The 22,107-nt window shown below is 60.3% G+C and carries 20 protein-coding genes and 1 other RNA gene; 6 read left to right on the top strand and 15 right to left on the bottom strand.

The window, feature by feature from the left end; genetic code table 11:
• The first annotated feature begins 10 nt into the window (after positions 1-10).
• Positions 11-928, top strand: a complete 918-nt coding sequence (locus tag OHL14_RS07550) for a type II secretion system protein (protein ID WP_263378730.1) — start codon at positions 11-13, stop codon at positions 926-928.
• A gap of 27 nt (positions 929-955) precedes the next feature.
• Here OHL14_RS07550 and OHL14_RS07545 read toward each other — a convergent pair whose 3' ends face one another.
• From OHL14_RS07545 to OHL14_RS07535, 3 genes are read right to left on the bottom strand one after another with little or no spacing between them, the layout of a single operon-like run.
• On the bottom strand, positions 956-1,126 hold the full coding sequence (locus tag OHL14_RS07545) for a hypothetical protein (RefSeq protein WP_263378729.1): 171 nt from the start codon (positions 1,124-1,126) through the stop codon (positions 956-958).
• Positions 1,126-1,548, bottom strand: coding sequence for a DUF6677 family protein (locus tag OHL14_RS07540; RefSeq protein WP_263378728.1), 423 nt, complete (start codon positions 1,546-1,548; stop codon positions 1,126-1,128). Before OHL14_RS07540 ends, OHL14_RS07545 begins: the two co-directional genes overlap by 1 nt.
• A gap of 34 nt (positions 1,549-1,582) precedes the next feature.
• Positions 1,583-2,773, bottom strand: a complete 1,191-nt coding sequence (locus OHL14_RS07535) for a M24 family metallopeptidase (RefSeq protein ID WP_263378727.1) — start codon at positions 2,771-2,773, stop codon at positions 1,583-1,585.
• 133 nt (positions 2,774-2,906) lie between these two features.
• On the opposite strand from OHL14_RS07535, the gene OHL14_RS07530 reads away from it, so the two are divergent.
• Together OHL14_RS07530 and OHL14_RS07525 are read left to right on the top strand one after the other, a co-directional pair.
• The gene (locus tag OHL14_RS07530) at positions 2,907-3,641 is read left to right on the top strand and encodes a hypothetical protein (protein ID WP_263378726.1); all 735 of its coding nucleotides are present in this window, start codon (positions 2,907-2,909) and stop codon (positions 3,639-3,641) included.
• A 267-nt stretch (positions 3,642-3,908) separates the two neighbouring features.
• Positions 3,909-5,546, top strand: coding sequence for a S53 family peptidase (locus OHL14_RS07525; protein WP_263378725.1), 1,638 nt, complete (start codon positions 3,909-3,911; stop codon positions 5,544-5,546).
• 334 nt (positions 5,547-5,880) lie between these two features.
• Here OHL14_RS07525 and infB read toward each other — a convergent pair whose 3' ends face one another.
• The 5 genes from infB to OHL14_RS07500 all read right to left on the bottom strand — a co-directional run bounded on the left by infB (position 5,881) and on the right by OHL14_RS07500 (position 12,571).
• The gene (gene infB / locus OHL14_RS07520) at positions 5,881-9,054 is read right to left on the bottom strand and encodes a translation initiation factor IF-2 (RefSeq protein ID WP_263378724.1); all 3,174 of its coding nucleotides are present in this window, start codon (positions 9,052-9,054) and stop codon (positions 5,881-5,883) included.
• A gap of 213 nt (positions 9,055-9,267) precedes the next feature.
• Positions 9,268-10,896: a transcription termination factor NusA gene (gene nusA, locus OHL14_RS07515; protein WP_263378723.1), complete on the bottom strand. Its 1,629-nt coding sequence runs from the start codon at positions 10,894-10,896 to the stop codon at positions 9,268-9,270.
• Between the two features lie 125 nt (positions 10,897-11,021).
• A complete protein-coding gene (locus OHL14_RS07510; RefSeq protein ID WP_263378722.1) occupies positions 11,022-11,603 on the bottom strand; it encodes a ribosome maturation factor RimP in 582 nt (193 codons plus the stop codon).
• A 243-nt stretch (positions 11,604-11,846) separates the two neighbouring features.
• Complete coding sequence (locus OHL14_RS07505; RefSeq protein ID WP_263378721.1) at positions 11,847-12,341, bottom strand: phosphatidylglycerophosphatase A family protein; 495 nt, start codon at positions 12,339-12,341, stop codon at positions 11,847-11,849.
• Positions 12,341-12,571, bottom strand: a complete 231-nt coding sequence (locus OHL14_RS07500) for a DNA gyrase inhibitor YacG (protein ID WP_263378720.1) — start codon at positions 12,569-12,571, stop codon at positions 12,341-12,343. The genes OHL14_RS07505 and OHL14_RS07500 overlap by 1 nt, the downstream gene beginning before the upstream one ends.
• A 283-nt stretch (positions 12,572-12,854) precedes the next feature.
• Between OHL14_RS07500 and OHL14_RS07495 the strand changes: the two genes are divergently transcribed.
• A complete protein-coding gene (locus tag OHL14_RS07495) occupies positions 12,855-13,193 on the top strand; it encodes a hypothetical protein (protein ID WP_263378719.1) in 339 nt (112 codons plus the stop codon).
• A gap of 210 nt (positions 13,194-13,403) precedes the next feature.
• On the opposite strand, the gene OHL14_RS07490 is transcribed toward OHL14_RS07495, so the two are convergent.
• The 4 genes from OHL14_RS07490 to OHL14_RS07475 form a co-directional block, all read right to left on the bottom strand.
• Complete coding sequence (locus OHL14_RS07490) at positions 13,404-13,865, bottom strand: GyrI-like domain-containing protein (RefSeq protein WP_263378718.1); 462 nt, start codon at positions 13,863-13,865, stop codon at positions 13,404-13,406.
• Positions 13,866-13,891: 26 nt separating this feature from the next.
• Positions 13,892-15,487: a 30S ribosomal protein S12 methylthiotransferase RimO gene (rimO, locus tag OHL14_RS07485; protein ID WP_263378717.1), complete on the bottom strand. Its 1,596-nt coding sequence runs from the start codon at positions 15,485-15,487 to the stop codon at positions 13,892-13,894.
• Positions 15,488-15,744: 257 nt separating this feature from the next.
• Complete coding sequence (locus OHL14_RS07480) at positions 15,745-16,068, bottom strand: hypothetical protein (RefSeq protein WP_263378716.1); 324 nt, start codon at positions 16,066-16,068, stop codon at positions 15,745-15,747.
• Between the two features lie 84 nt (positions 16,069-16,152).
• Positions 16,153-17,187 (bottom strand): pectinesterase family protein, encoded by a 1,035-nt coding sequence (locus OHL14_RS07475; protein WP_263378715.1) that lies wholly within the window; start codon positions 17,185-17,187, stop codon positions 16,153-16,155.
• Positions 17,188-17,332: 145 nt separating this feature from the next.
• Between OHL14_RS07475 and OHL14_RS07470 the strand changes: the two genes are divergently transcribed.
• A complete protein-coding gene (locus OHL14_RS07470; RefSeq protein ID WP_263378714.1) occupies positions 17,333-19,120 on the top strand; it encodes a MutS-related protein in 1,788 nt (595 codons plus the stop codon).
• Positions 19,121-19,266: 146 nt separating this feature from the next.
• Here OHL14_RS07470 and OHL14_RS07465 read toward each other — a convergent pair whose 3' ends face one another.
• A complete protein-coding gene (locus OHL14_RS07465; RefSeq protein ID WP_263378713.1) occupies positions 19,267-20,283 on the bottom strand; it encodes a beta-ketoacyl-ACP synthase III in 1,017 nt (338 codons plus the stop codon).
• Positions 20,284-20,448: 165 nt separating this feature from the next.
• An RNA gene (gene ffs, locus OHL14_RS07460) (signal recognition particle sRNA small type) lies at positions 20,449-20,547 on the bottom strand.
• A gap of 79 nt (positions 20,548-20,626) precedes the next feature.
• On the opposite strand from ffs, the gene OHL14_RS07455 reads away from it, so the two are divergent.
• Positions 20,627-21,316, top strand: a complete 690-nt coding sequence (locus OHL14_RS07455) for a DUF2306 domain-containing protein (RefSeq protein ID WP_263378712.1) — start codon at positions 20,627-20,629, stop codon at positions 21,314-21,316.
• Here OHL14_RS07455 and OHL14_RS07450 read toward each other — a convergent pair.
• Positions 21,297-22,043, bottom strand: a complete 747-nt coding sequence (locus OHL14_RS07450) for a YqaA family protein (RefSeq protein ID WP_263378711.1) — start codon at positions 22,041-22,043, stop codon at positions 21,297-21,299. The genes OHL14_RS07455 and OHL14_RS07450 overlap by 20 nt on opposite strands.
• Positions 22,044-22,107 lie beyond the last annotated feature (64 nt).

Genomic DNA, 22,107 nt, shown 5'->3' with positions numbered 1-22,107 from the left:
GACCCTGAAAATGCGATCACACGCACAGACCGAAAAACCGGTTCTTAACCCATCTACTGGTGAAGAGGGCTACATGCTGCTTGCTGTGGTGGTGATGGTTGCTCTGGTCCTTGTAGCCCTGGCAATCGCCGCACCGGAGATTGCCAAGGATCTGCGCCGCGACAAGGAGCTGGAAAGTCAGCGTCGGGCCAACCAGTACGTGCGGGCCATCCAGCTCTACTACCGCAAGGTGGGCAGCTATCCAGGGTCGCTTAAGGCTCTGGAGAAGACGAACAACGTTCGCTTCCTGCGTCAGAAGTACGTCGATCCGTTGACAGGCAAGTCGGACTGGAAACTCATACATCAAGGCGAGCAGAAAACTAAAATTCACGTCTTCTTTGGCAAGGAGCTTGCCGAGGTCTCTGCTGGGCTTGGCTCGGCCGCGGGAATCGCCTCTCCAGCCGCCGGTGCCAGCGGCTTTGGCTCGTCCACCGTCAGCAGCACGAATGCGCTCAACGCGGGCTTTGGCGGTGCAACCACAGTCGGAGCTTCGGGAGCCAGTGGAACGACAGGTACAGCTGGGTCGACGGGTAGTACAGGCAGCACCGGCAGTTCTGACAGCGGCACCGGCATGTTCGGCGATAGCGGCGCGGGTGGCATCATCGTCGGCGTCGACACCGCGCGCAGCGGCAACTCCATCACCAACCCGAATCAGCAGACGACCTATGACACCTGGGAGTTCTGGTACGACCCTCGCATCGAACTGCTACGGAAGTCCGTCAACATCACCGGTGGCGGCATATCCTCGCAGGCTGCAAGTAGCTTCGGCGTCGGGCTGAACGGCCAGTCGAACTCAACCAGCGGTGCCTTCGGTTCAACAGGCAGCACGGGCTCAACAGGGATTATGGGCTCGACCGGAAGCACCGGATCGACCAACCCGTTCCCATAAGCGTCATCTAGCTGAAGTCGTAATTGCTTAGTGCTTGATGGCCCACATCAGCCAGCTGATCACGATGACGCTGCCCACGAACAGCGCAAAGCAGTAGGCTCCAAAGCGGATCATCATCTTGGGTTCAGCGCGTTGCGTGATGCCAAAGACCACCGAGATGCAGAGAGCGAAGAGCAGGACAGCAGGAAAGTGCGTCATTAGAACGAAGCCTTTCTGCCGTTAGCCAGCGAGTGCGCATCCACCGCGGTGATGACATTGAGCAGCCCCGCAATGAGCAGCGCCTTGGTGCCATAGTCGCCAATCGTGCTCACGGCAGCGGCAGCTCCGAGGCCGAAGGCGCGGGCAATAACGTACAGCAGGCCAAGCCCCAACTGCCCGACGAAACCTAGCAGATCGAGATAATCGCCGGTGCTCGGCGTGTAGACCTTGCCCGCCAGCGAGATACCGATGATGTACATCAGCACGATTGCGGCGAAGAGTAGCAACGCACGAATCTTTTTCCCAACAAGCAGATGACCGAGGCCGGGTACAAGCCATCCGGCAAGCAGTACTATCATCGGGAAGGACGAGTTCTTCTTCGTGGCGAGCGGTTTCGCGGTGAGGGGAGCTGGAGTGGCCATCGAGGATGATTCTATCAGTGCGAACGGTGGAGCTTCAGATGCGAAGCAGCGCAGACTGCGCCGGACCGGTCACAACCGCTTTCCCGGGCCGCGTAATCATGTCGACCTCACTCCTCACGCCGAAGGCATTGGGATCGCCTGCGGCACCTGGAAAATAGAGTCCCGGTTCGACCGAAAAGCAGGTGTTCGGCAGCAGCAGCCGCTCGTCGTGCGTCTCCAGGTTATCTAGGTGAGCTCCGTTGCCGTGCAGCGAAACCTCAATGTTATGACCCGTTCGATGCGTGAAGGCATCCGCAAAACCAGCGTTGCGGATGACGTTGCGTGCCGCGTCATCCGCCTGCCAGCCAGCAATGGCCTTGCCTGCGGCATAGGCTTCCTGCACGGTAGTGATGGCTGCATCGCGGGCATCACGCACGGTGTTGAAGATCAGGTGCTCGCGTTCGGAGGGCTCGCGGCCGACTACGCCCGTCCAGGTGATGTCGTACCAGATGGCCTCGGGCGAGCTGATCTTCGCCCAGATGTCGATGAGGACGAAGTCGCCTGCCTTGATCAGGCGGGATGTCTCCTTCGTTGGCTCATAATGCGAATCCGCCGAATTGTTGCCCACCGAGCAGTTCGGGCCGTGATCGGTGAACAAGCCTTCACGCTGGAAGCTGTCGAGGAAGAAGTTCACCACGTCGATCTCGCCAATAGCAGTGCCTGCGCGGACGCTGTCGCCGATACGTCGCCAGCCGGCGGCAAGAATCGCGTCGACCTTCTGCTGTGCGGCGTAATGCGAATCGATCTGTTCCTCCGTCAGAACAGCCTCGAAGAGGCTAACCAGATCAGCAGAGCTGACCACCGTCTTGCCGAATCCGCGCACTAGCTCAACCGTACCCGCGTCGACCATGGCGACGTACATAATGGCGTTCCGGGGCGAATACTGCATCGCGATCGTCGTCGACCCGCCAAGCATCGCTTCGAGCTTGCTCTCGAGCTCCTGCCAGCTGGAGTAAGCATCTTTACTCCCGGGCAGTGTGTCGAGCTTGCTCGATTCGATGCGATGGACAAGCTTCTTCGGCTCGCCCGTAAGAGGCACAAAATAGAACCAGCGCCGCGAAACGAAGCTATTTTCGTCCAGGCCGAGTACACGGTACGCAATGGGGTCGCGGTGATGGTGGTCGTAAAAAAGCCAGCCGTCGAGGTTGGCGTCACGCAGAGCGGTTTGCAGGGCTTCGAGGTTCATCGGTTTCGATTGTACCGGCGCAAGGGGTGACCAGTGAGGTTCCCTGTTCGGTTCTGGAAATGACAGCGATGAGATTGGGCGAAGATGCATCTAAGAGTTGTAGGTAGTAGAAGGTTTAGCGAGGTGTTGTTGGATGAATTGGTTGCGCGGGATTGCAATTGCGACGGTATTGGTTCAGGGATGTAGCGCTGCACTTTATGGGCAGTTTTCTGACAAGATGAAGAACCCCAAAGAACCGCAGTACGCGTTCAAGAACCCACAGACCCTGCAGACCAGCATCGACGTCCGCGACGCCTTCATCGATCGTATCGGTGAGGACGGCTTCTACTGTCGCCTCCCTGCGCCGGGAATTGTGGTCGCCGATACACCGCTCTTCGGCGAATACGAAAAAGTTACGGACACCCTTGTGACCCCCGATTGGAAGCAGTTGAAGCCTGAGGAGTCCGCGGTGTTTTATAACCTGGCCGGAGCTGGAGCCACCGAGGCGCAGGCCAGGGAACTCTTCGATGTTTACGCGCACCAGTGGATCGTCGTTGCCGAAACCGTGCACTGGTGGGAGAACTGCAAGAACCTTACCCTGAAGTTGACGCCCTACCAGCGCGAGCTCGCGGGCGTTCGCGTGGCGCTGGCCTACTGGAAAGAGCACGATCCCGAGGTCGTTGCGAAGCTCACAATCATCGCGGCCGCGCTCGATAAGGAGCCGAGTCCCGTACCCGAAGGGCAGGATGTGCCGACCTACTTCAACCAGCATTATCAGAAAGATTCCACTGGCAAAGATTACCTATGGATGCAGGCGCAAATCCTCAAGGTCGCTCTCGGAGAAACTCCCGAACGCACCGTGATCGAGACCATGAATCAGTTGAAGTAGGGTGGAGGAAGTGGAGACAGGTGCGTCCGGTCTCCCTTCTTTCTGGTGCGTGGCATCCAAGGGTGGTGTAGTCTCCGAATGTCCGATGTTCGGCGGGTCCTCACTTACTAGGGCACGTTTCATAGGTAGTCTCTGTTGCAGTTATCGTCTTGAACGGATGGAAGCGGCATCCTGACCGCAGGGTAGGACCTGCTGTCCGTTCCTGGTTGCATGACTCTCAGCGTCTATGATTCAGCTCTACCAATACAGAGAACGGGAGGTTTCATCATGGCGACAAAGGTGGCGGCGAAGAAGTCTGTGAAGACGAGTGCAGCGAAGAAAAGCCCAGCGAAAAAGGCAGCGGCAGCAAGCTTTGCGACACAGGCGAAGGTAGCAATCGAAGGCAGCGACAAGCCAGCATTTGGCGGGATCAGCCCCAAAGTCGCGAAAATTTCAGGCAGCATCACGGTATCGCTGGTGCTGAACCCCAAAGACCAGCTGAAGCTGAAGAAGGGAACTCCTTCCGAACGCATGTCGCGCGCGGCGTTCGCGAAGAATTACGGCGCTGATCCGGCTTCGGTCAAGCTCGTGAAGTCCTTCGCGAAAGAGTTTGGGCTCACAGCAACCAATGGCCCTGGACCTTGTATCGTGCAGGTGAAGGGCACTGCTGCCAACATCCAGAAAGCCTTCGGTGTCACGCTGTCGCAAGTGTCGACGAACGAGGGAACCTTTCGTGTCCGCGAAGGTGTCGTGTACGTTCCGCAGTCGCTCGACGGCCTCGTGCTGGCTGTCCTTGGTCTGGACAACCGTCCGCAGGCGAAACCGCACTTTCGACAGGCCGGCAAAAAGGCGACCAATAACTCGTTTACTCCCGTCCAGATCGCGCAGCTCTACGGCTTCCCCGCCGGAGCCTCCGCGAAAGGGCAGACCATCGGCCTGATTGAGCTGGGCGGCGGCTATAAGACGGCTGACCTCACCGCCTACTTCAAGACCCTAGGGCAGACGGCGCCCTCGGTTGTTGCTATCTCCGTTGATGGTGGCAAGAACTCCCCCAGCACCGCCAGCGGAGCCGACGGTGAGGTGATGCTCGACATCGAAGTCTCCGCTGCCGTCGCTCCGGGGGCCAACCTTGCCGTCTACTTCGCTCCCAACACGGACCAGGGCTTTATCGACGCCATCACTACCGCCGTGCATGACACGACCAACAAGCCCAGCGTCATCTCCATCAGCTGGGGAGGCCCTGAAGCCAGCTGGACGTCGCAATCCATCCAGTCACTGAACGCCGCCTGCCAGGCAGCCGCAGCCTTGGGGGTCACGATTACAGTGGCCGCCGGTGATGACGGCTCTACTGATGGTGGCACCGGCAACAACGTAGACTTCCCGGCGTCCAGCCCGAATGTCCTGGCCTGCGGTGGCACTAAAATCGCCGGCTCAGGTTCCACGATTACCAGCGAGGTCGTTTGGAACGAGCTCGCTTCCAACGAAGGCGCAACGGGCGGCGGTGTCAGCACCATCTTTCCACTGCCCGCGTGGCAAGCGAACGCAGGAGTGCCGGCGGCTTCCGCAGCTGGTGGCGGCCGCGGTGTGCCGGATGTTGCCGGAGATGCCGATCCTGCCTCAGGTTACGTGGTCCGTGTAGACGGTTCTACCACCGTTATCGGCGGCACCAGCGCTGTGGCCCCGCTCTGGGCGGGGCTCATCGCCTTAGCGAACGCCCAGAGCAAGACCCCCGTCGGTTTTGTGAATCCTGTGCTCTACGCGGCGAGCGCTAAGAAAGCTTTTCGTGACATCACCTCGGGTAACAATGGCGCGTTCAGCGCTGGCCCCGGCTGGGACGCCTGCACCGGCCTCGGCACACCCATCGGTACAGGAATCATCGCGGCGCTCGTAGCCGCGGTCGCTCCGGCAAAGAAGAAAAAAAGCTAAATAGCCTGACGAGTCGGAGCTGCTCGCTTGCATTGGAGCAGCCGCCGCCCGGACATCTCTAGACCCTCTGAAATTCGTGTGGGTCGCCAACCAGGGCAACTCGTCCATGACGGAGGTCACCGGCGCCCCCCAATCCTGTTTCCACGCCGCTGTTCACGCCAAAGCCAGGCGTGATGCCATAAACCCAGCAATACTCTGATCCTCGAGATCTTCGAAGTTGCTGTTATCTTTGCTTCCGAAGAGGGCTGAGTCCACAAGAGCGCCCTTGGCCGCGACGCAAACAGGAAGGGCCGGGAGAGTATCCCGGCCCTTCCTGTTATGTAGTTGTGATGCTTTAGGCGTTGGCAGTCTCTTCCGCGGCCCTGGCTGCCTCGTTGGCTGCATCCTTCGCAGCCTTGAGCGCCTCGGCATCGCGTTCCTTCTTGGCTTCCGCGGAGTTGCGACCGAGCTCGTCGGCCAGCTTCTCCGTGGTGTAGGCCTCGATGACGTCGCCTGCCTTGATGTCCTTGAAGCCGGCGAGATCGATACCGCACTCGACGCCCTGACGGACTTCGGACACATCTTCCTTGACGCGCTTGAGGCTGGAGATCTTGCCCTTCCAGACTTCCGTGCCATCGCGGAGAACGCGTACCTGCGCGTCGCGCTTGATGAGACCATCGCGAACGATGCAACCTGCGATCTGACCGACCTTGGTGATCTTGAAGACCTGCAGGACTTCTGCACGGCCCGCATAGTTCTCCTTGTAGACGGCATCGAGCAGGCCGTACATCGCCTTCGTGATCTCGTCCTGCAGCTCGTAGATAATCGAGTGCAGACGAATCTCGACGTTCTCGCGGGCAGCCACTTCCGCAGCGTTGCGGTCGGGGCGGACGTTGAAGCCTATGATGACAGCGTTCGAAGCCGTCGCCAGCAGCACGTCGGATTCTGTGATGGCACCCACACCGGAGTGCAGCACCTTGACGCGTACCTTTTCGGTCGACATGCGCTGCAGCGAATCGGCCAGCACTTCGACCGAGCCCTGCACGTCGCCCTTGAGGATGAGGTTGAGGTCCTTGACGCCCGCCTGTTTGATCTGTTCGGCGAGGCCTTCGAGCGAAACACGAGAGGACTTGGCGAGCATAGCTTCGCGTTCCTTCATGCTGCGGTACTTGGCAATCTCCTTGGCACGATCGCGATCGGCCATGACGAGGAAGGTATCGCCCGCATCCGGGATGGACTCGAGGCCGAGGATCTCGACGGGGGTCGAGGGTCCGGCTTCCTTGATCTCCTTACCGCGATCGTCGAACATGGCGCGGATCTTGCCGAAGGTGTTGCCGACGATGAAGCTGTCTCCCAGGCGAAGAGTTCCGTTCTGCACAAGGATCGACGCAACTGCACCGCGACCACGATCGAGCTTGGCTTCGATGACCGTTCCGACTGCGGGACGATCCGGCGTAGCCTTCTGCTCATTCGTATCGGCAACGAGACAGATCATCTCTTCCAGTCCGTCGAGATTGAGACGCTTCTTCGCGGAGACTTCGACAAACTCGATGTCGCCACCCATGCTGGTAGCCTGCACACCGCGAGCGGCCAGTTGCTGCATCACGCGGGAGGCATCGGCTTCGGGCTTATCGATCTTGTTCACGGCGACGATCATGGGGACTTTCGCAGCGCGAGCGTGATCGATGGCCTCGAGCGTCTGGGGCATCACGCCGTCATCGGCAGCGACCACGACCACGACGATGTCGGTGATCTTCGCTCCGCGAGCACGCATGCGGGTGAAGGCCTCGTGACCCGGTGTATCGAGGAAGACGATCTCGCGACCGAAGGCCGGCGAATCGGGTTTCGTCACGTGGACCTTGTAGGCACCGATGTGCTGGGTGATGCCTCCGGCTTCGCCAGCGGCGACGTCGGTGGAACGAATGGCATCGAGCAGCGAGGTCTTACCGTGATCGACGTGACCCATGATGGTGACCACAGGCGCGCGCACAACCTCGACGAGGCCGGTGGTGTCCTGCAGAAGACCTTCGAGAGCTTCGTTCTCGAGCTGATCTTCTACGGAGATGACGGTAGCGTCGGCGCCGAACTGGCGGGCGACTTCCTTCACCAGTTCGCCGTCAAGCGACTGGTTCACCGTGACCATGACACCCTTCATAAGAAGAGTGGCGATTAGGTCCTTACCGCGAACTTCCAACTTCTCGGCGAGATCCTTTACCGAAATGCCTTCCGTGACAGTGATGGTCTTGGTGATAGGCACTTCGCCCATCGGGATGTGCGCAGCACCGCGGCTCGGGGCATAGCCCTTGAGCGCGACTTCCTTGTTCTTTTCGTAGCGTGGTGCTCCACGACCGCCACGGCCTGGGCCGGGACGAGCGGGACGACCGGGTGCCGGAGCTCCTTCGGTCGGCGGTAGCAGGCCACCTGGGCCTCCAGGACGCGGACCACCGAAGCCGGGGCGCGGCGGGAAGCCGGGACGACCGCCGGGCGCGAAGCCAGGACGTGCACCGGGACCTCCAGGACCAGCACCAGGGCCGCCCGGGAAGGTACGTGTGGGGTGCATGGGGCGGCGAGCGCCGGGAGCCATGCTGCCGCCCATTCCAGGACGTGCACCGGGACCGCCGGGTCCGCCAGGACCACCTGCAAAGCCGGGGCGCGGACGCTGAAAGATCGGCGTGCGCGGACCACCCGGAGGCGGCGGGGGAGCGTTATAAGAGGGGCGCGGGCCGGTTTGCGGCATGATGACGCGACGGACAGGCGCTGCGGGTGCGACCGGAGCCGCAGGGGCTGCGGCAGCGGGTTCAGCCGCCGGCGTCGATGGGGCCACAGGCGCAGCCGGAGCTGCGGGAGCAGATGTCCCTGCTGCTGCGACGGAGGGAACGACCGCCGGAGCTGCGCTTGCGACCGGAGCTGTCGGTGCGGGAGCCGCTGGCTTCACGACGACAGGTGCCGTGGGAGTGGTCGAAGCGACCGCCGGAGCGGCAGGCCGAACCACAACAGCAGGGGGCCGAGGCGGCGCAACGGTATAGACCGGCGCAGGTGGACGCGGAATGGGAACGATACGCCGCGGCGGCGGTGGGCCATCGGGCGTCTGCGTGGAACCTGCGGGCGGCGGAGCCACCGAAACTACAGGCCGAGCGGTCTGAGATGTTGCGGCAGCAGCGGGCACGGAAGCTGGAGGAACGACAGCGACAGGAGGCCTGCCGGGAGCGACGACAGCGACGGACGGCCGCGGCGGTGGGGCATTCTTTGCGGCCTCTGCCTGCTGCTTGCGCTCAAGGATGGCGCGCGCAATGTCGCCGGGCTTGGAAGCGGCAGAGAGGTCAAGCTTCTTGGGCTCGGCAGGTGCCCGATTGGCCGTCTGGCGATATCCGCCTTTGAAGTAGCCACGCACCTTCTCGGCCTCATCAGCCTCGATGGAGCTGGAGTGCGTCTTCTTTTCCGTGACGCCTACCGCTTTGAGTGCATCGAGAATGGCGTTGCTTTTTTCTTCCAGCTCTCGTGCAAGATCGTTGATGCGAACTTTGCTCATTCAATCCTTCTGGTTCCGGCGTTAGCCGGGCGATGTCTGTTCCTGCGGCACTTAGCTATTCATAGAGCCTCAATCGAGCAGAAGTTGGGTTCAAGGCTATTATCCCTTGAAATGATTAAGATTTCAGCCAATTAAGGCCGGGAATCCGGGTCTGCCCCACGCTTTCAGGGCATGAAAGGGACGAACCGAAGTCCGTCCCCTTCAAATACTGGGTTAGTCGATGCCTTCGTTCGAGTTTTCCTGCGCCTCGTCGACCAGCGTATCGATCGTGTCGTTGTCCTGCTCGATGCGCTCTTCGCGCGCATCGTTCTCGTCGTTCGCGTCGGAGAGGGATTCGCGGTCCTCTTCGTCGGCAATATCTTCCGACGAAACGGTATCGATCTCTTCGAGCGTGCCCTCACCGGCGTGCGAGGCGAGGATCTCTTCGGGCGTGTGTGTCATGGAATGCACCTCAGGGCTATCAGATGCGACTTCACCGTCAGAAGCTGCGGCGGCAATCGCCTCCTCACCGGCTGCGAGCGTCGGCTCAACCAGCGGAGTCGGAGCTGCCGGACGCTCTTCGCCCTCTTCGTATTGACCGAAGTAGTGGCGAACAGCAACAGCAATCTTCTCGACCGTCTTCTCACCGATGCCCGGGATCTCTCCCAGCTCTTCGGCAGTCATGTCGGCGAGGCTCTCGACCGTGGTGATACCCGCCGCGATCAGCTTCTCCATTACAGACTCGCCCAGCTCGACGACCTGCTCGATGGGCGTCGAAGGTCCGCCGCCCATGCCGGACATCTGCTGTTCGACCTCCTGGCGCTTCTCTTCTTCGCTCTTGATGTCGATCTTCCACTGCAGCAGCTTGGCAGCAAGACGGACGTTCTGCCCCTTCTTGCCGATGGCCAGCGAAAGCTGCGTATCATCGACGATCACTTCGAGCTGCTTCTCCGCCAGGTCAGTGATGCTGACGCGGCTGACCTTTGCAGGCTGCAGAGCCTTCTCGGCGAACGTCGTAATCTCTTCCGAGAATTCGATGATGTCGATCTTCTCGCCACGCAACTCGCGGATAATGGACTGCACTCGCATACCCTTCATACCCACGCAGGCGCCGACCGGGTCGACGTCCTTATCGCGGCTCTGGACAGCGATCTTCGTACGCTCGCCGGCCTCACGTGCGATGGCACGCACGCTGACGGTGCCGTCGTAGATCTCGGGCACTTCGCTCTGGAAGAGCGATTGCACCAGCGCCGGCGCGGCACGGGAGACGATCACCTGCGGTCCCTTGGCCGCGCGATCGACGCGCAGCAGCACCACGCGAACGCGCTCGCCGATAGCGAACTGCTCCAGGCGCGACTGCTCGCGCTTGGGCATGCGTGCCTCCGCCTTACCAATATCGAAGATCACGTCCATCGGCTCAAGGCGCTTGACGGTCGCATTCAGAATCTCGCCCGTACGGCTGCCGTACTCGTTGAATACGGTATCGCGCTCTGCCTCGCGGACCTTCTGGAAGATCACCTGCTTCGCCATCTGGGCAGCGATGCGGCCAAGCGGAGTGGTGTCCTTGTAAAAACGCAGTTCGCTGCCGACTTCAACTTCGGGCGCAATCTCGCGCGCCTGCTCCAGCGTCAGCTGGTTGTCAGGATCTTCGACCAGCTCCGGCGTTTCAACGACGGTCTTGTAGACGTAGGCGCGGATCTCGCCGGTTTCCTTATCGAGCTCGCCGCGCATGTTTTCGACGGTCTTGTAAAACTTGCGCGTGGCCAGGGCCATTGCATCTTCAACGGCGGTGACGACGATCTCGGGATCGATGCTCTTCTCGCGGCTCAGGAGCTCGATGGACTGGTATAGCGGACTTGCCATAATGTGTTCTCGTTTCTGTGGTGCGGCTATGAAATTGTGTGATGCGGTGTTCCGATAGTCAGTTCTCAGTTGCTAGTTCTCAGTGTTGAATTGCTTTCTTGGGAACTGAGAATAGACAACTCGTTCTAAATTTCAGCGACCAGGTTGGCCTTCTCGATGTTGGCGAGAGGCAGATTAACCAAATGCTGGGCGGGCGCCTTCTTGTTCTTGCCCTTTTGCTTGACCGCACTCAGGTCGAGCGTAACGGTCTGATCCGCGAAGGCGGTAATGCGGCCGGTGAAGTGGCGATTATTCTCCACTGCCGTGAAGGTCTGCAGCTTCGCGATCGAACCGATAAACCGGGTGTAATCTGCGGGCTTCAACAGCTTTCGTTCGAGGCCCGGGGAACTCACCTCGAGCGTGTACTCCGCGCCTGGAATCAGGTCTTCCACGTCAAGCACTGTGCCAAAGTCGCGAGCGAAATCAGCGCAGTCCTCATGGGTAACGAACGAAAGCTGCTCGACCGGCACGCCTTTGGGCAAACCAGCCTCTTCGCTCGCTGCGGCTTCAGCAGCAAACTTGGCCCGCGCCTCGGCGTCCTTCTCGAGGAACACGCGGAGTGTGCGGTGCTTGCTGCCGCCGGTGAACTCGATGTCGACGACGTCGAGGTGGAAGGATGCCGCTACGCGGTCGGCGGTGGCGCGAATTGTCTCTATCTGCAGGGCCATGGGTCGTCTTGTGGTGCGGGTGCTTGCCGATTTGTTCGAACTCTCCGGCATCGGCAGCCGGAATGAAAACAGTCTTTAGAGCAAACAAAAAGTGAGCTTTCGCTCACTCATCTACTCCGCCGTTTTTGCCGGTGCGTTCACGGCTATGTCGCCGATACTTTGGACGACTGCGGCAGAACAAACTCGTCTGCTAGTAACAGTCTAGGCCTGCGGCGGAGAAAATTCAACCCTAGCCTGTGATTGTCAGGCGTAGTGCTGCGCCACCGCCCCCAGAACCAGCGCGATCAACCCGGCAGCCACATCATCGAGCATAATCCCGGTCCCATCCGGCAGCGCCTCGAAACGGCGTATCGGCCACGGCTTGAAGATGTCCAGAAGCCGAAACAACAGCAGCCCGATCAGCGCATGCCGCCAGTCTGCGTGCATCGGGATCAGCGCAATAAGCTGCCCCGCCACCTCGTCCACGACCACAAAGCCAGGATCCTCGCGCCCCGATTCCCGGGCGACGATCGTCGAAGCCGGAATCCCGATCAGCGTCACCACCACAGCAGAAATTGCCGTCGCGATCGAAAGCGCCGTCGCGCTCGACGGAATCGCGTGCGCCGCCGCATACCAGAGCAGCATCGCGGCGACGCTGCCATAGGTGCCCGGCCCAGGCTTCAGATAGCCCGCGCCAAAGAATGTCCCCGTGAGCCATGCCCAGCGAGTCTTACGACCGATTGCGACCGGGGTAGCCACTAATTCTTCCACTTCGAATCGTCCGAAAACGGGTGGTTCTGCTGCTGCGCATGCTCCAGATCTTCTAGAAGGTCGGGATCGAGGATCGGCGAGCTGATTTTGTAGTCTCCGGAGGCCCATTTGCCCAGATCGATCACGCGGCATCGGTCGGAGCAGAACGGAAAGTCCTCGTTCGTTGGCTCAACGAGTTTTCGGCAAATGGGGCAAAAGATAGGCTTAGTAGCTGGCATGGCGATTTCCTAAGGTCGCAGGAGGGAGGCACCCGCGACGGCATCTACAAGGATAATCCACGTCGCCCAGATCGGAATAGAGTCCAGCCGCAATCGCTAAATCGCATCGCGAGACGATTACTGCGAAGCCTTTTGCATTAAAAGAGTGTTTCTTACTGAGATTCCACTTGCAAATGGCAACTCTGCGGGCGTATCTTTCGTCTGTTTGATTGTGCAGATCACCGCCCAGCAACAAGCCTCGACCACGACGTCGACGGTATCAATGCAGTAAAAGGCAAGACCCATGAAGATGATGACCCGTATCGCTACGTCACTGATGGCAGTGACGATGATGACCGCCCCGATGATGATGGCGGCCCAGAGCTCTCAGAACCAGACACAGGCAGCGGCCCAGGAAGACTGGATGACGCCCCCCGCAGGTTCAGAGCAGGCACAGGCTTACAAGGACGGCATCGAAGCCGCCAAGCTGGACACGGTTGCCAAGCGCCCCGTCGAAGCCTCCAAGAGCTACCTCTACAACCACCCGCCCGTAAAGGGAGCTGACAAGGATGCATACCGCAGCACCTTCACCCAGGGCTACAAGGCAGCTGTAGCTCACAACACCGGCAACGGTGGCATGTAATTTCGCTGCAAAGCGAAGTTGAGATGTGAGAAAGGCCCCCCCAAATGGGGGCCTTTCTTTTCCACTTTGTGAAGAGTGAAAGCTGACTTCCTCCTCTTCCCATAAGCCTGTCATTTCGACCGAAGCATCGCAGCTTCATCGCGATGCGCAGTGGAGAAACCTCAGTATTTGCAGTAGCGATGTGCGAAGCACGAGCCTGTCCCCAAAACCTCACCGCTGGATCGGTATCCAAATCTCAAACGGCCCGCGCGTCACCGGATCGAACCGCTCGTCATAGCGCTCGAAGTTGGGCGTATCGGCAGGCTGATGACCCGATGCCGGCAGCCACTCCTCAAAAAACTGCTGCCAGAACGGCCGAACCTCCGCCACCGTCGCGATCTCGAAGACTGCATAGTGCGCCGCTGGGACGATCATGCGTGCATCCACCGGAATGTTCTCGAAGTCCAGCACCTCGTACCCTGCAAGATATTCCAGCCGCTGGTTCGGCATATCCACCTGGCACGTAGCGCCATAGGTGACGGTCGCGTCAGCCAGCCCGGGCAGTCCACTCGCGTGCAGGTCGTGCCATTGATCGGGAATCGTCGCAGGCGCAGTCGCCAGATCGTGGAAACGGCGAATCCCCGCAAGCCGAAACATAGGAAGATCGCGAAAGCTCGAAGAGAGGTCAGCCATGGTCTGCTCAGCTTACTCCGAATCGCCTACTCGATGATGCGAGCCACAACATCGTAATCATGCGACTCAGTGATCTCGGCGCGGTAGAACGTGCCGGGTACCAGCACCTCATGCGGCCCAAAATCGTTGATCAGCACCTTGCCATCGATCTCCGGTGCCTGATCGAGCGAGCGGCCCTGCCACAGCAGCTCCGTCTCTTCGCTCTCGCCCTCAACAAGGATGTCGAGCTCACGCCCAATCCACTGCTTGCGTGCCTTCTTACTGATCTTCTGCTGCAACTTCATCAACTTGCGGCGGCGCGATTCAATCGTCCGTTTCGGCACCTTCTGGTCCAACTCGAACGCGCCCGCACCTTCTTCATCCGAGTAGCTGAACACGCCAAGCCAGTCGATCTTCGCTGCCTGAATAAACGCCATCAGTTCTTCGAAGTCGTCTTCGGTCTCGCCTGGGAAGCCGACGATAAAGCTCGTCCGTAGCACCAGGCCTGGCACGATCGAACGCGCCTTCTCGATGATCTGCAGAAAGCGATCCGCAGAGCCTCCGCGCTTCATGCGACGCAGCACATTCGCGCTCGCATGCTGCAGCGGCACATCCAGATACTTCGCGACACTGTCGTGCTTCGCAATCGATTCCAGCAGGCGCGTGGTGACTTTGTTCGGATACGCGTACAAGAAGCGCAGCCACTTCAGCCCCGGCAGCGGCGCCAGCGCGTCGAGCAGGTCCGCCAGCTCCGGCCGCTTCCCGGTAGTCTCACTCTTCGGCAGGTCCTCGCCGTAGCAGGTCGTATCCTGACCGATCAGCGTAATCTCGCGAACGCCCTGCGCAATCAGCGACTTTGCTTCAGCAACGATCGAGGCAAGCGGCCGCGATCGGAACTTCCCGCGTAGCTGCGGGATGATACAGAAGCTGCACGGATGATCGCAGCCCTCCGCGATCTTTATGTACGCCGAAGCGCGCGGCGTGGTCAAAATACGCGGCGTCTCGTCTGAGTACAGGTAGCTCGGCAGGGCCGCCGTCGCACCATCCCAAGCCTCGCGAGAGAAGCGGCCAGCCTGTTCGCGGGCATCGCCCTCGGGCCGGCTGGAGGTCTCGTTGACGATCTGGTCGCCGGTGCCTTCAGGCCGCGAATGTTGATTCACCGCAGAAGCATGGCGCTCAATTTGAGCGGTCGTCAAAATCGCGAAAGGCGAGTTGTTCTCGGCAGCCGTTGGCCGGTTCAACCCTGCAGCCTCCAGGATCGCCTCCAGCTCGCCGGTGCCCACCACCGCATCGACCTCGGGAATGTTCTTGCGGATCTCGTCGCGGTAGCGCTCGACCAGGCAGCCTGCAACGATCAGCTTCTGCGCCTTGCCGCCATTCCCAATCTTGTGCTGCACCATCTCCAGGATGGTGTCGACGGACTCCTGCTTGGCAGAGTCGATGAAGGAGCAGGTGTTCACCACCAGAATCTCGGCATCCTCCGCACGCGGCGTCAGTTCCGCGCCACCGCGATGGAGCAGGCCCATCATGACCTCGGAGTCGACGAGGTTCTTGGGGCAGCCGAGGGAGACGAAGCCGACCTTGGGGCGGGCTTTCTGCTCAGACTCTGCGACTGGGATTTCGAGGGTGGGGGTAAGGCTCACAGAGGTTTATTTTAGCAGGTTTTATATGGGTTTCGTGTTCGAACGATCCCTGCGGACGGGTGCCTCCGTCCCGATAAGAGACCGATGCCGCTCCTGCGCGTCTTAGAGTAGAAGTGAGGTGTGCGGATGCGGATGATGTTGTTGGCGTTGACGTTGACTCTTGGCGGAAGTGCCGTAGCCCAACAGTCTGCGACAGCTGCGGCTGGACCCACCATTGAGGTCGCAACGATTCGTTAGACACTTCCTGATCCAACACCCTACATCACCCGCCGAGGCATCGGTGGCAGTTCGATCTTCTCTGGCACATGCCGAACCACCGTCACGCCATTCGTCTCGAAGTGCGTCACGCGATGATCGAGTTCGTGACCCATCATCACAGCCTTCTTCAGAATCGAAAGATGCCGCCGAGTCTCCTGCTCGAAGAATCGGTTCACCGAGGCCTCATAGTCGGCATGCAGCAGGTAATACACGCTGCACTTCGGGCAGTAAATCGCCTCATCAAGCTGACGCGTAAAGGCTCCCGGCGGAAGCGGCGCAACAGGATCGGTTCCGGATTTGATAGCGGCAATAATGTGATGCATAAGCGGAAACAGGGCGTAGCAAACAAGAAGCATGCAATAGAGGTCTGCTTCCTGCCTTCTGCATTTCTACCAGATTCTGGCAGCCTAAGGCAGCTTCGCCGCCGCAGCAACGGCGTCCCACTTGTCGCTGCCACGAAGAAATACCCGCGGCTCGAAAGCAGCCGCCTCCTTCGCAGTCAGCATGTGCTCCCAGCTCACGCGTTTCTCCGGCTGCCACCCATCGCCAGAGTTCTGATACTCCGCGTAATACGCCTGCGGAGGCTCCGCATCGCCACGCTTCCACACCGTATACCCTGCCGGATTCAGTTGCGCTGGCAGCTCCGTATGCATCACCACCACCCTCGAAAATGGTCGCCACGGTCTACCCAGTGCCGTCATGTTTTTCGCCGCAGCAGTAGACGCCGCACCAGCCTCTCCTGCAGCCGGAGGAGGCGTCGCCTCAAGCGAGGTCGTCACCCGAGAGTGCGTAATCACATACCCCGTTGACTGCTTGTCATCGGTGCGAGACTGCGCCGTCAGATACCCTGGGCCGTTCGCATGAATCTCGCAGCGATCGAATACCGCAGCCGCATTGCCGAAGATAAAATCCACCCCACCCTCGATGTAGCTGTCCACGTAATACTGCCGCCCATAGTCGGCGAACAGCGTGTCCTGGTGCCCCAGAAAGCGCACATGCTTGAACACTGCACGATCACTCCGCACGGCAATCGCCACCGCCTGCCCGGTGTTCCCCGCAGCGTTCTCGAACGTCAAATTATCCGCCTCGAACGCCGTGCCATTGATCTCGGCCGTCTCCGTCACATACGTGCCGCCAGCCGTCTTCGCATTCAGCGAATTCGTAATCACCACATCCTCCGGCGACCTCCCAAGACCGATCAGCGTGATGTCGCTATGGTTCTGCGTCACAACGATGCGCTCGTGATACACCCCCGGCGCAATCGAGATGACCACGCGATACCCCGGCGGCGCAAACGGATGATGATCGAGTGCATTCTGAATCGTAGGGAAGTTATCCGTGCTGGCAATGCTGCCGCCGCCGTTCGGATCGACTTTCACGTGGACATCCTGAGCAAGCGCAGACGTTGCGCAAAGGGCCAGCGGTAAGAGGAACAATCGCATGGCGCAAGGGTATGTGTTTCCTCTCGAAACAGGCAAGCGTTCCCGGCGCTCTTGCCCTCGCTTTTTGTTTGTCATCTTTGCTCGTCATCCCCGAAGGGGGTTCTGCGTTTGCATCTGTCTTCGCCATAAAGGCTATCCTGAGCACATGGCAGAACAGATCGTTGGTGAGTACGAGCGGCGCAGGTCGGCTGCGAACGGAGAGTTTGCGCGGCTTAAGACCCGAGGTGATATGTATGGCTTCGGCGTAGCGATACTCGTAGCGATGGCCTGCCGACAGGGCTACCTTGCGATCTTCGCGCACGGCAGTTACTGGGCCGTTCTCGCGGTCCTCGTACCATTAGCGGCCGTGGGCATCTACTGGCGCATGCTCCGCGCGCAGGAGCAGAAGGCCATGCGCCTCTCGAGCCTCTACGGAACCGCGCTCGACCGCGTCAACGAAGTCGAAACCCAGAGCGGACATACTGGCGAAGCTCTCGTCTCCTACGACCATCTCTGCGCCTGGGATCTCGATGTCGTCGGCCCCGAGTCTCTCGTAGGTCTGCTGGCAACGACACGCACCGCCATCGGCCAGAAGGCGCTCGTCGGTCTGCTGCTCGATTCCACCACCGCAGCGGAGACGCGCCGCCGACAAGAAGCCGTCAAAGAACTAACCCCTGCGCTCGATCTACGCGAGCGCGTCGCCCTGCTCGGTGCCTCGAAGTTCGAAGAGATCCCCGCAGAGACCTACGAGCAGTGGCTCGACGTAGAAACCCCCGCTCCCGCGCCATGGATTCGCCCATTGCTGGTCGCCGTCAACATCGCCTGGATCTCGCTTCTCCTGCTCGGCGAACTTCGCTATGGAGCCTTCACAAAGTATCTCCGCTTCATCGAATCGCTGCTGCTGGCGCAGGGCATGTTGTGCCTCTGGCTCAAGCCCGACGTCGTCAAGGAACTCAAGGCAGCCAAGAAACTCCTCGGACAAACCGCCATCCTTCGCCGTGGCCTTAAGATTCTGCAGGAAGCCAGGTTCGAATCGGACCTGCTCCTCGAACTGCAACGCGCCTGCGTCAATCAGGACGAGGTGCTCCGCTACCTCGAACGCTGGCTGATGGTCGTCGAGCATCGCGACAAGGAATGGTTCTCCACGCTATCCGTCATCCTCTGCGGAGGCACGCACGCCGCCTACGCGCTTCGCCACTGGAAGGCACGCTACGGCGAACCGATGCGGCAATGGGTCGCAGCGTGGTCTCAATTCGAAGCCCTGCTCGCCCTCGCAACCTACGCCGCAGAACACGATCAAAACGTCTACCCCGAAATCGTCGAAGGCTCTGCTGTCTTCGACGCCGTCGCTATGCGGCACCCTCTGCTGCCGCGTGGTAAGGCGGTGGCAAACAGCGTCCGTCTCAGCGGCGACACGCAATTCCTGCTCATCTCAGGCTCCAACATGGCAGGCAAATCCACCTTGCTCCGCACCGTGGGCATCAATACGGTGCTAGGCCTCGCAGGCGCTCCAGTCCCTGCAAAAAAGCTGCGCCTCAGTGTCCTGCGCGTAGGAGCTTCCCTCGCCGTTCGCGACTCGCTCGCCGAAGGCAAATCCAAGTTCCTCGCCGAGGTCGAACGCCTTCGCTCTCTGCTTACTCTCGCTCGCGAGAACCCCTCGCAATGTCTCTTCCTGATCGATGAAATCCTGAGTGGCACCAACTCTGCCGACCGGCGCGAAGCAGCTGGAGCCGTCGTTCGCGGCCTGCTCCACACTGGAGCTATCGGCGCTCTCTCCACGCACGATCTCGCCCTGGCAGAACTCGCCGAGATCAAAGAACTGCGCGGCAGCAACGTCCACATGGCAAGCCCCAACGAGGACGACCCGCTGGGCTTCGACTACCTGCTCAAACCCGGCGTCAACCGCACTACCAACGCTCTGGCGATAGTGCGCCTGCTGGGTCTGATGGAATAGCCCATGCTCGACGAGTCGGATTTTTTTGTTTAGCGCCAACGGCGCGGTCACATAACAACCCAGGCCGCAGGCCTGGGTTCAGAGTCGCAACGGAACCAGAGGGCCGAAGGTCCGACCCAAAATGCAAATACTCTACCGACGCGACGCTAGAACTCCCAGCGCAGCAGCGTCGACCCGATCGTGTATCCGCCACCAAAGCTGGCCAGCAGCACAAGGCTGCCCTTCTTCAGGCGGCCTTCCTTGATCGCCGTATCCATCGCGAGAGGAATCGTCGCCGCCGTTGTGTTGCCGTAGCGGTCGATGTTGATCACCACCCGCTCCAGCGGCATCCCCAGCCGGTCTGCAGTCGCCTCGATGATGCGGCGGTTCGCCTGGTGCGGTATAAAGCAGTCGATGTCTGAGCCCGTAATCTCGTTCCGCTTCAGCACGCCTTCAGCCAGCTCCGCCATCTTGCGCACCGCCACCTTGTATACCGAGCCGCCATCCTGATGCACAAAGTGCTGCTTGGCATCGATCGTCGCATGCGTCGCCGGATGCAGACTGCCGCCACCCGGCATATTCAGCGCGCTCGCGCCGGAGCCATCCACCTCGTGCAGGTAATCGATCAAGCCGACCTCACCCTCTTCGCACGGCTCAATCAGAGTCGCTCCCGCACCGTCGCCGAACAGAATGCACGTGGATCGGTCCGTATAGTCGATGATCGAGCTCATCACGTCCGCTCCGATCACCAGCACCTTCTTGTGTGCGCCCGACTCCACCAGCTTCGCCCCCATCTGCAGCGCGTACAGGTACCCCGAGCACGCCGCCGACAGATCGAAACCCCAGGCCTTCGTAGCTCCCAGCTTCGCCTGCACCAGGCAGGCCGTAGCCGGAAACATCATGTCCGGCGTCACCGTCGCCACGATGATTGCATCCACCTCTTCCGCCCCAATCCCGCGGTTCGCCAGGCAGATCTTCGCCGCCTCCGTCGCCAGATCGCTCGTCGGCGTTCCCGGCTCGACGATGTGCCGCTCCCGGATGCCGGTCCGCTCAGTAATCCACTGATCGTTGGTGGCCACCATCTTCTCCAGGTCCGCATTGGTGAGCAGGCGAGGCGGAACATACGCTCCGACAGCTGAAATCTTGGCACGGACCGAGTGGCGGGGCTTCAACGACAGACTCAAAACTTCAACCTCCAGGTACAAACAGCATTAGGCAAAAGAACAACAATGTGAATGGTATCGCGTTCCGACCACTCAACGCTGCTCAACAAGGACCACACAGCCTCATCCTGTCGATAACCCCGAGGCACCGAAACGGCATGAAAGCTGAAATTGTAGTTGGGGGAAGTGTACCGGGTTTCCCTACTGCACCCATATTGGCCCGTTGCCGTTGCTTCCTTCCGGACCTGGCGGGGTTGGCGGGAATACGTCGCGTAGGACCCGGCACATGGACAAGTTTAGCATTGCCCACGTTTGTGGATATAGTGTCTGCAGACAGCCGCACACCGAACACCCGAGGTGAACCATGGCATCCGATCCACTCTGGATGAAGACCTTGCTAGCCATACACATCGCCTGCGGCTTCGGCTCCTTCCTGCTCGCACCCGTCGCGCTGGCCACCGCCAAAGGCGGCAAGCTGCATAAGCGCTGGGGCATGGTCTATCTCTGGGCGATGGGCGGCGTCGCCATCACCGCGCTCCCCATGGCGCTCTATCGTCCTGTGCTCTTCCTTGCGATGGTTGCGGTCTTCAGCTTCTATGCCGCGTTCTCCGGCTATCGCGTGCTCAAGCTCAAAGACCTCACCCGCGGCGGCCACGCCAAACCTATCGACTGGATCGCCGGCGGCCTCACCTTTGCCTCCAGCTTCCTGCTCGCCTATCTCGGAGCCTTCCACAACGCCGTCGTCCAGAACATGGGCCCCGTTGCCATCGTCTTCGGCCTGCTCGGCATGCGCCTCGCCTTCGTCCAGATGAAAAGCTTTCTCCGCAAACCCACCGAAAAGATGTTCTGGTGGTACACCCACCTCGGCAACTTTATCGGCAGCTACATCGCAGCGTGGACAGCCTTCAGCGTCGTCACGCTGCCTCGCCTCTTCGGAAACCATCTGTGGTTGTGGCTCTGGCCCACCGCCCTCGGAGTCCCCGCCATCGTCCTCACCACCGCCTACTACAAGCGCAAGTTCGCCCCCCGAACCCCTATGCCTGCTGCGGCTTAGCTCCCTGAGACTTCGCTCCTTGCGAACCGGCTCCACTCGAAGCCCCACCCTGCTTCAAATCCCGCGACGTCTTATACAGCTGCCAGATCGCAATCGCCGTAAACAGAATGATCGTCGTCCACAGCACCACCAGAATCGTCACGCCCCACTTTGCCGAAAACTGGTTCCACAGATGGATCACATGCCGCCCATAATGCACGCCGATCCACGCCGCCAGGCAGTGCCGCACAAAGCGGCTGATCGTAAACGCCGTCATGAACTTCCTGCGCGACATATGCGCCGCCCCCGCCACCAGCACAAACGGCGATAGCGGCATCGGCGGCGGCAGCAGCGCCGGCAGAGCCACCGCCAGGATCGCGTGCTTGTCCATCCATTCCGTCACCCGCTTCAATATCGCGGGTGACACATGCTTCTCCAGGAACGCCAGCCCACCGGCCCGCCCCGCCGCATGGGAAAACAGCCCACCCGCCGCCGACCCGATCGTCGCGAGCGCCACCAGTAGGAACAGGTTTGCCTTGCTCGCCGCATACACGATGATCAAGATATCCGTCACACCCGGAATCGGCAGCGGCACAAACGAGCTGTCCACCGCCGAAATCAACGGCAACCCGAACAGCCCAAACCGAAACAGAAAATGCACAAAAGAATTGCCGCCATGGTGCGCCGCAGAAGCATGAGCCGCCGGTGCGGCGAGTAGGAAAGCGAGCGCGTGAGGGGCCAGGATCATAGCTAATGGATATGACGCTACCTGAACGCGAAGAGTCTCGGGGAAGTTTTTGCCATCCGTTGCA

The sequence above is a fragment of the Granulicella paludicola genome, from assembly GCF_025685545.1.
GTDB lineage: Bacteria > Acidobacteriota > Terriglobia > Terriglobales > Acidobacteriaceae > Granulicella > Granulicella paludicola.
Note: the sequence above shows the minus strand (reverse complement) of the source record. Positions and strands in the feature narration are given on the sequence as shown.

Coding starts and splice junctions, on each gene's coding strand:
- OHL14_RS07550 (WP_263378730.1), top strand. CDS start 11: ATGCGATCACACGCACAGACCGAAAAACCGGTTCTTAACCCATCTACT.
- OHL14_RS07545 (WP_263378729.1), bottom strand. CDS start 1,126: ATGACGCACTTTCCTGCTGTCCTGCTCTTCGCTCTCTGCATCTCGGTG.
- OHL14_RS07540 (WP_263378728.1), bottom strand. CDS start 1,548: ATGGCCACTCCAGCTCCCCTCACCGCGAAACCGCTCGCCACGAAGAAG.
- OHL14_RS07535 (WP_263378727.1), bottom strand. CDS start 2,773: ATGAACCTCGAAGCCCTGCAAACCGCTCTGCGTGACGCCAACCTCGAC.
- OHL14_RS07530 (WP_263378726.1), top strand. CDS start 2,907: ATGAATTGGTTGCGCGGGATTGCAATTGCGACGGTATTGGTTCAGGGA.
- OHL14_RS07525 (WP_263378725.1), top strand. CDS start 3,909: ATGGCGACAAAGGTGGCGGCGAAGAAGTCTGTGAAGACGAGTGCAGCG.
- infB (WP_263378724.1), bottom strand. CDS start 9,054: ATGAGCAAAGTTCGCATCAACGATCTTGCACGAGAGCTGGAAGAAAAA.
- nusA (WP_263378723.1), bottom strand. CDS start 10,896: ATGGCAAGTCCGCTATACCAGTCCATCGAGCTCCTGAGCCGCGAGAAG.
- OHL14_RS07510 (WP_263378722.1), bottom strand. CDS start 11,603: ATGGCCCTGCAGATAGAGACAATTCGCGCCACCGCCGACCGCGTAGCG.
- OHL14_RS07500 (WP_263378720.1), bottom strand. CDS start 12,571: ATGCCAGCTACTAAGCCTATCTTTTGCCCCATTTGCCGAAAACTCGTT.
- OHL14_RS07495 (WP_263378719.1), top strand. CDS start 12,855: ATGAAGATGATGACCCGTATCGCTACGTCACTGATGGCAGTGACGATG.
- OHL14_RS07490 (WP_263378718.1), bottom strand. CDS start 13,865: ATGGCTGACCTCTCTTCGAGCTTTCGCGATCTTCCTATGTTTCGGCTT.
- OHL14_RS07480 (WP_263378716.1), bottom strand. CDS start 16,068: ATGCATCACATTATTGCCGCTATCAAATCCGGAACCGATCCTGTTGCG.
- OHL14_RS07475 (WP_263378715.1), bottom strand. CDS start 17,187: ATGCGATTGTTCCTCTTACCGCTGGCCCTTTGCGCAACGTCTGCGCTT.
- OHL14_RS07470 (WP_263378714.1), top strand. CDS start 17,333: ATGGCAGAACAGATCGTTGGTGAGTACGAGCGGCGCAGGTCGGCTGCG.
- OHL14_RS07455 (WP_263378712.1), top strand. CDS start 20,627: ATGGCATCCGATCCACTCTGGATGAAGACCTTGCTAGCCATACACATC.
- OHL14_RS07450 (WP_263378711.1), bottom strand. CDS start 22,043: ATGATCCTGGCCCCTCACGCGCTCGCTTTCCTACTCGCCGCACCGGCG.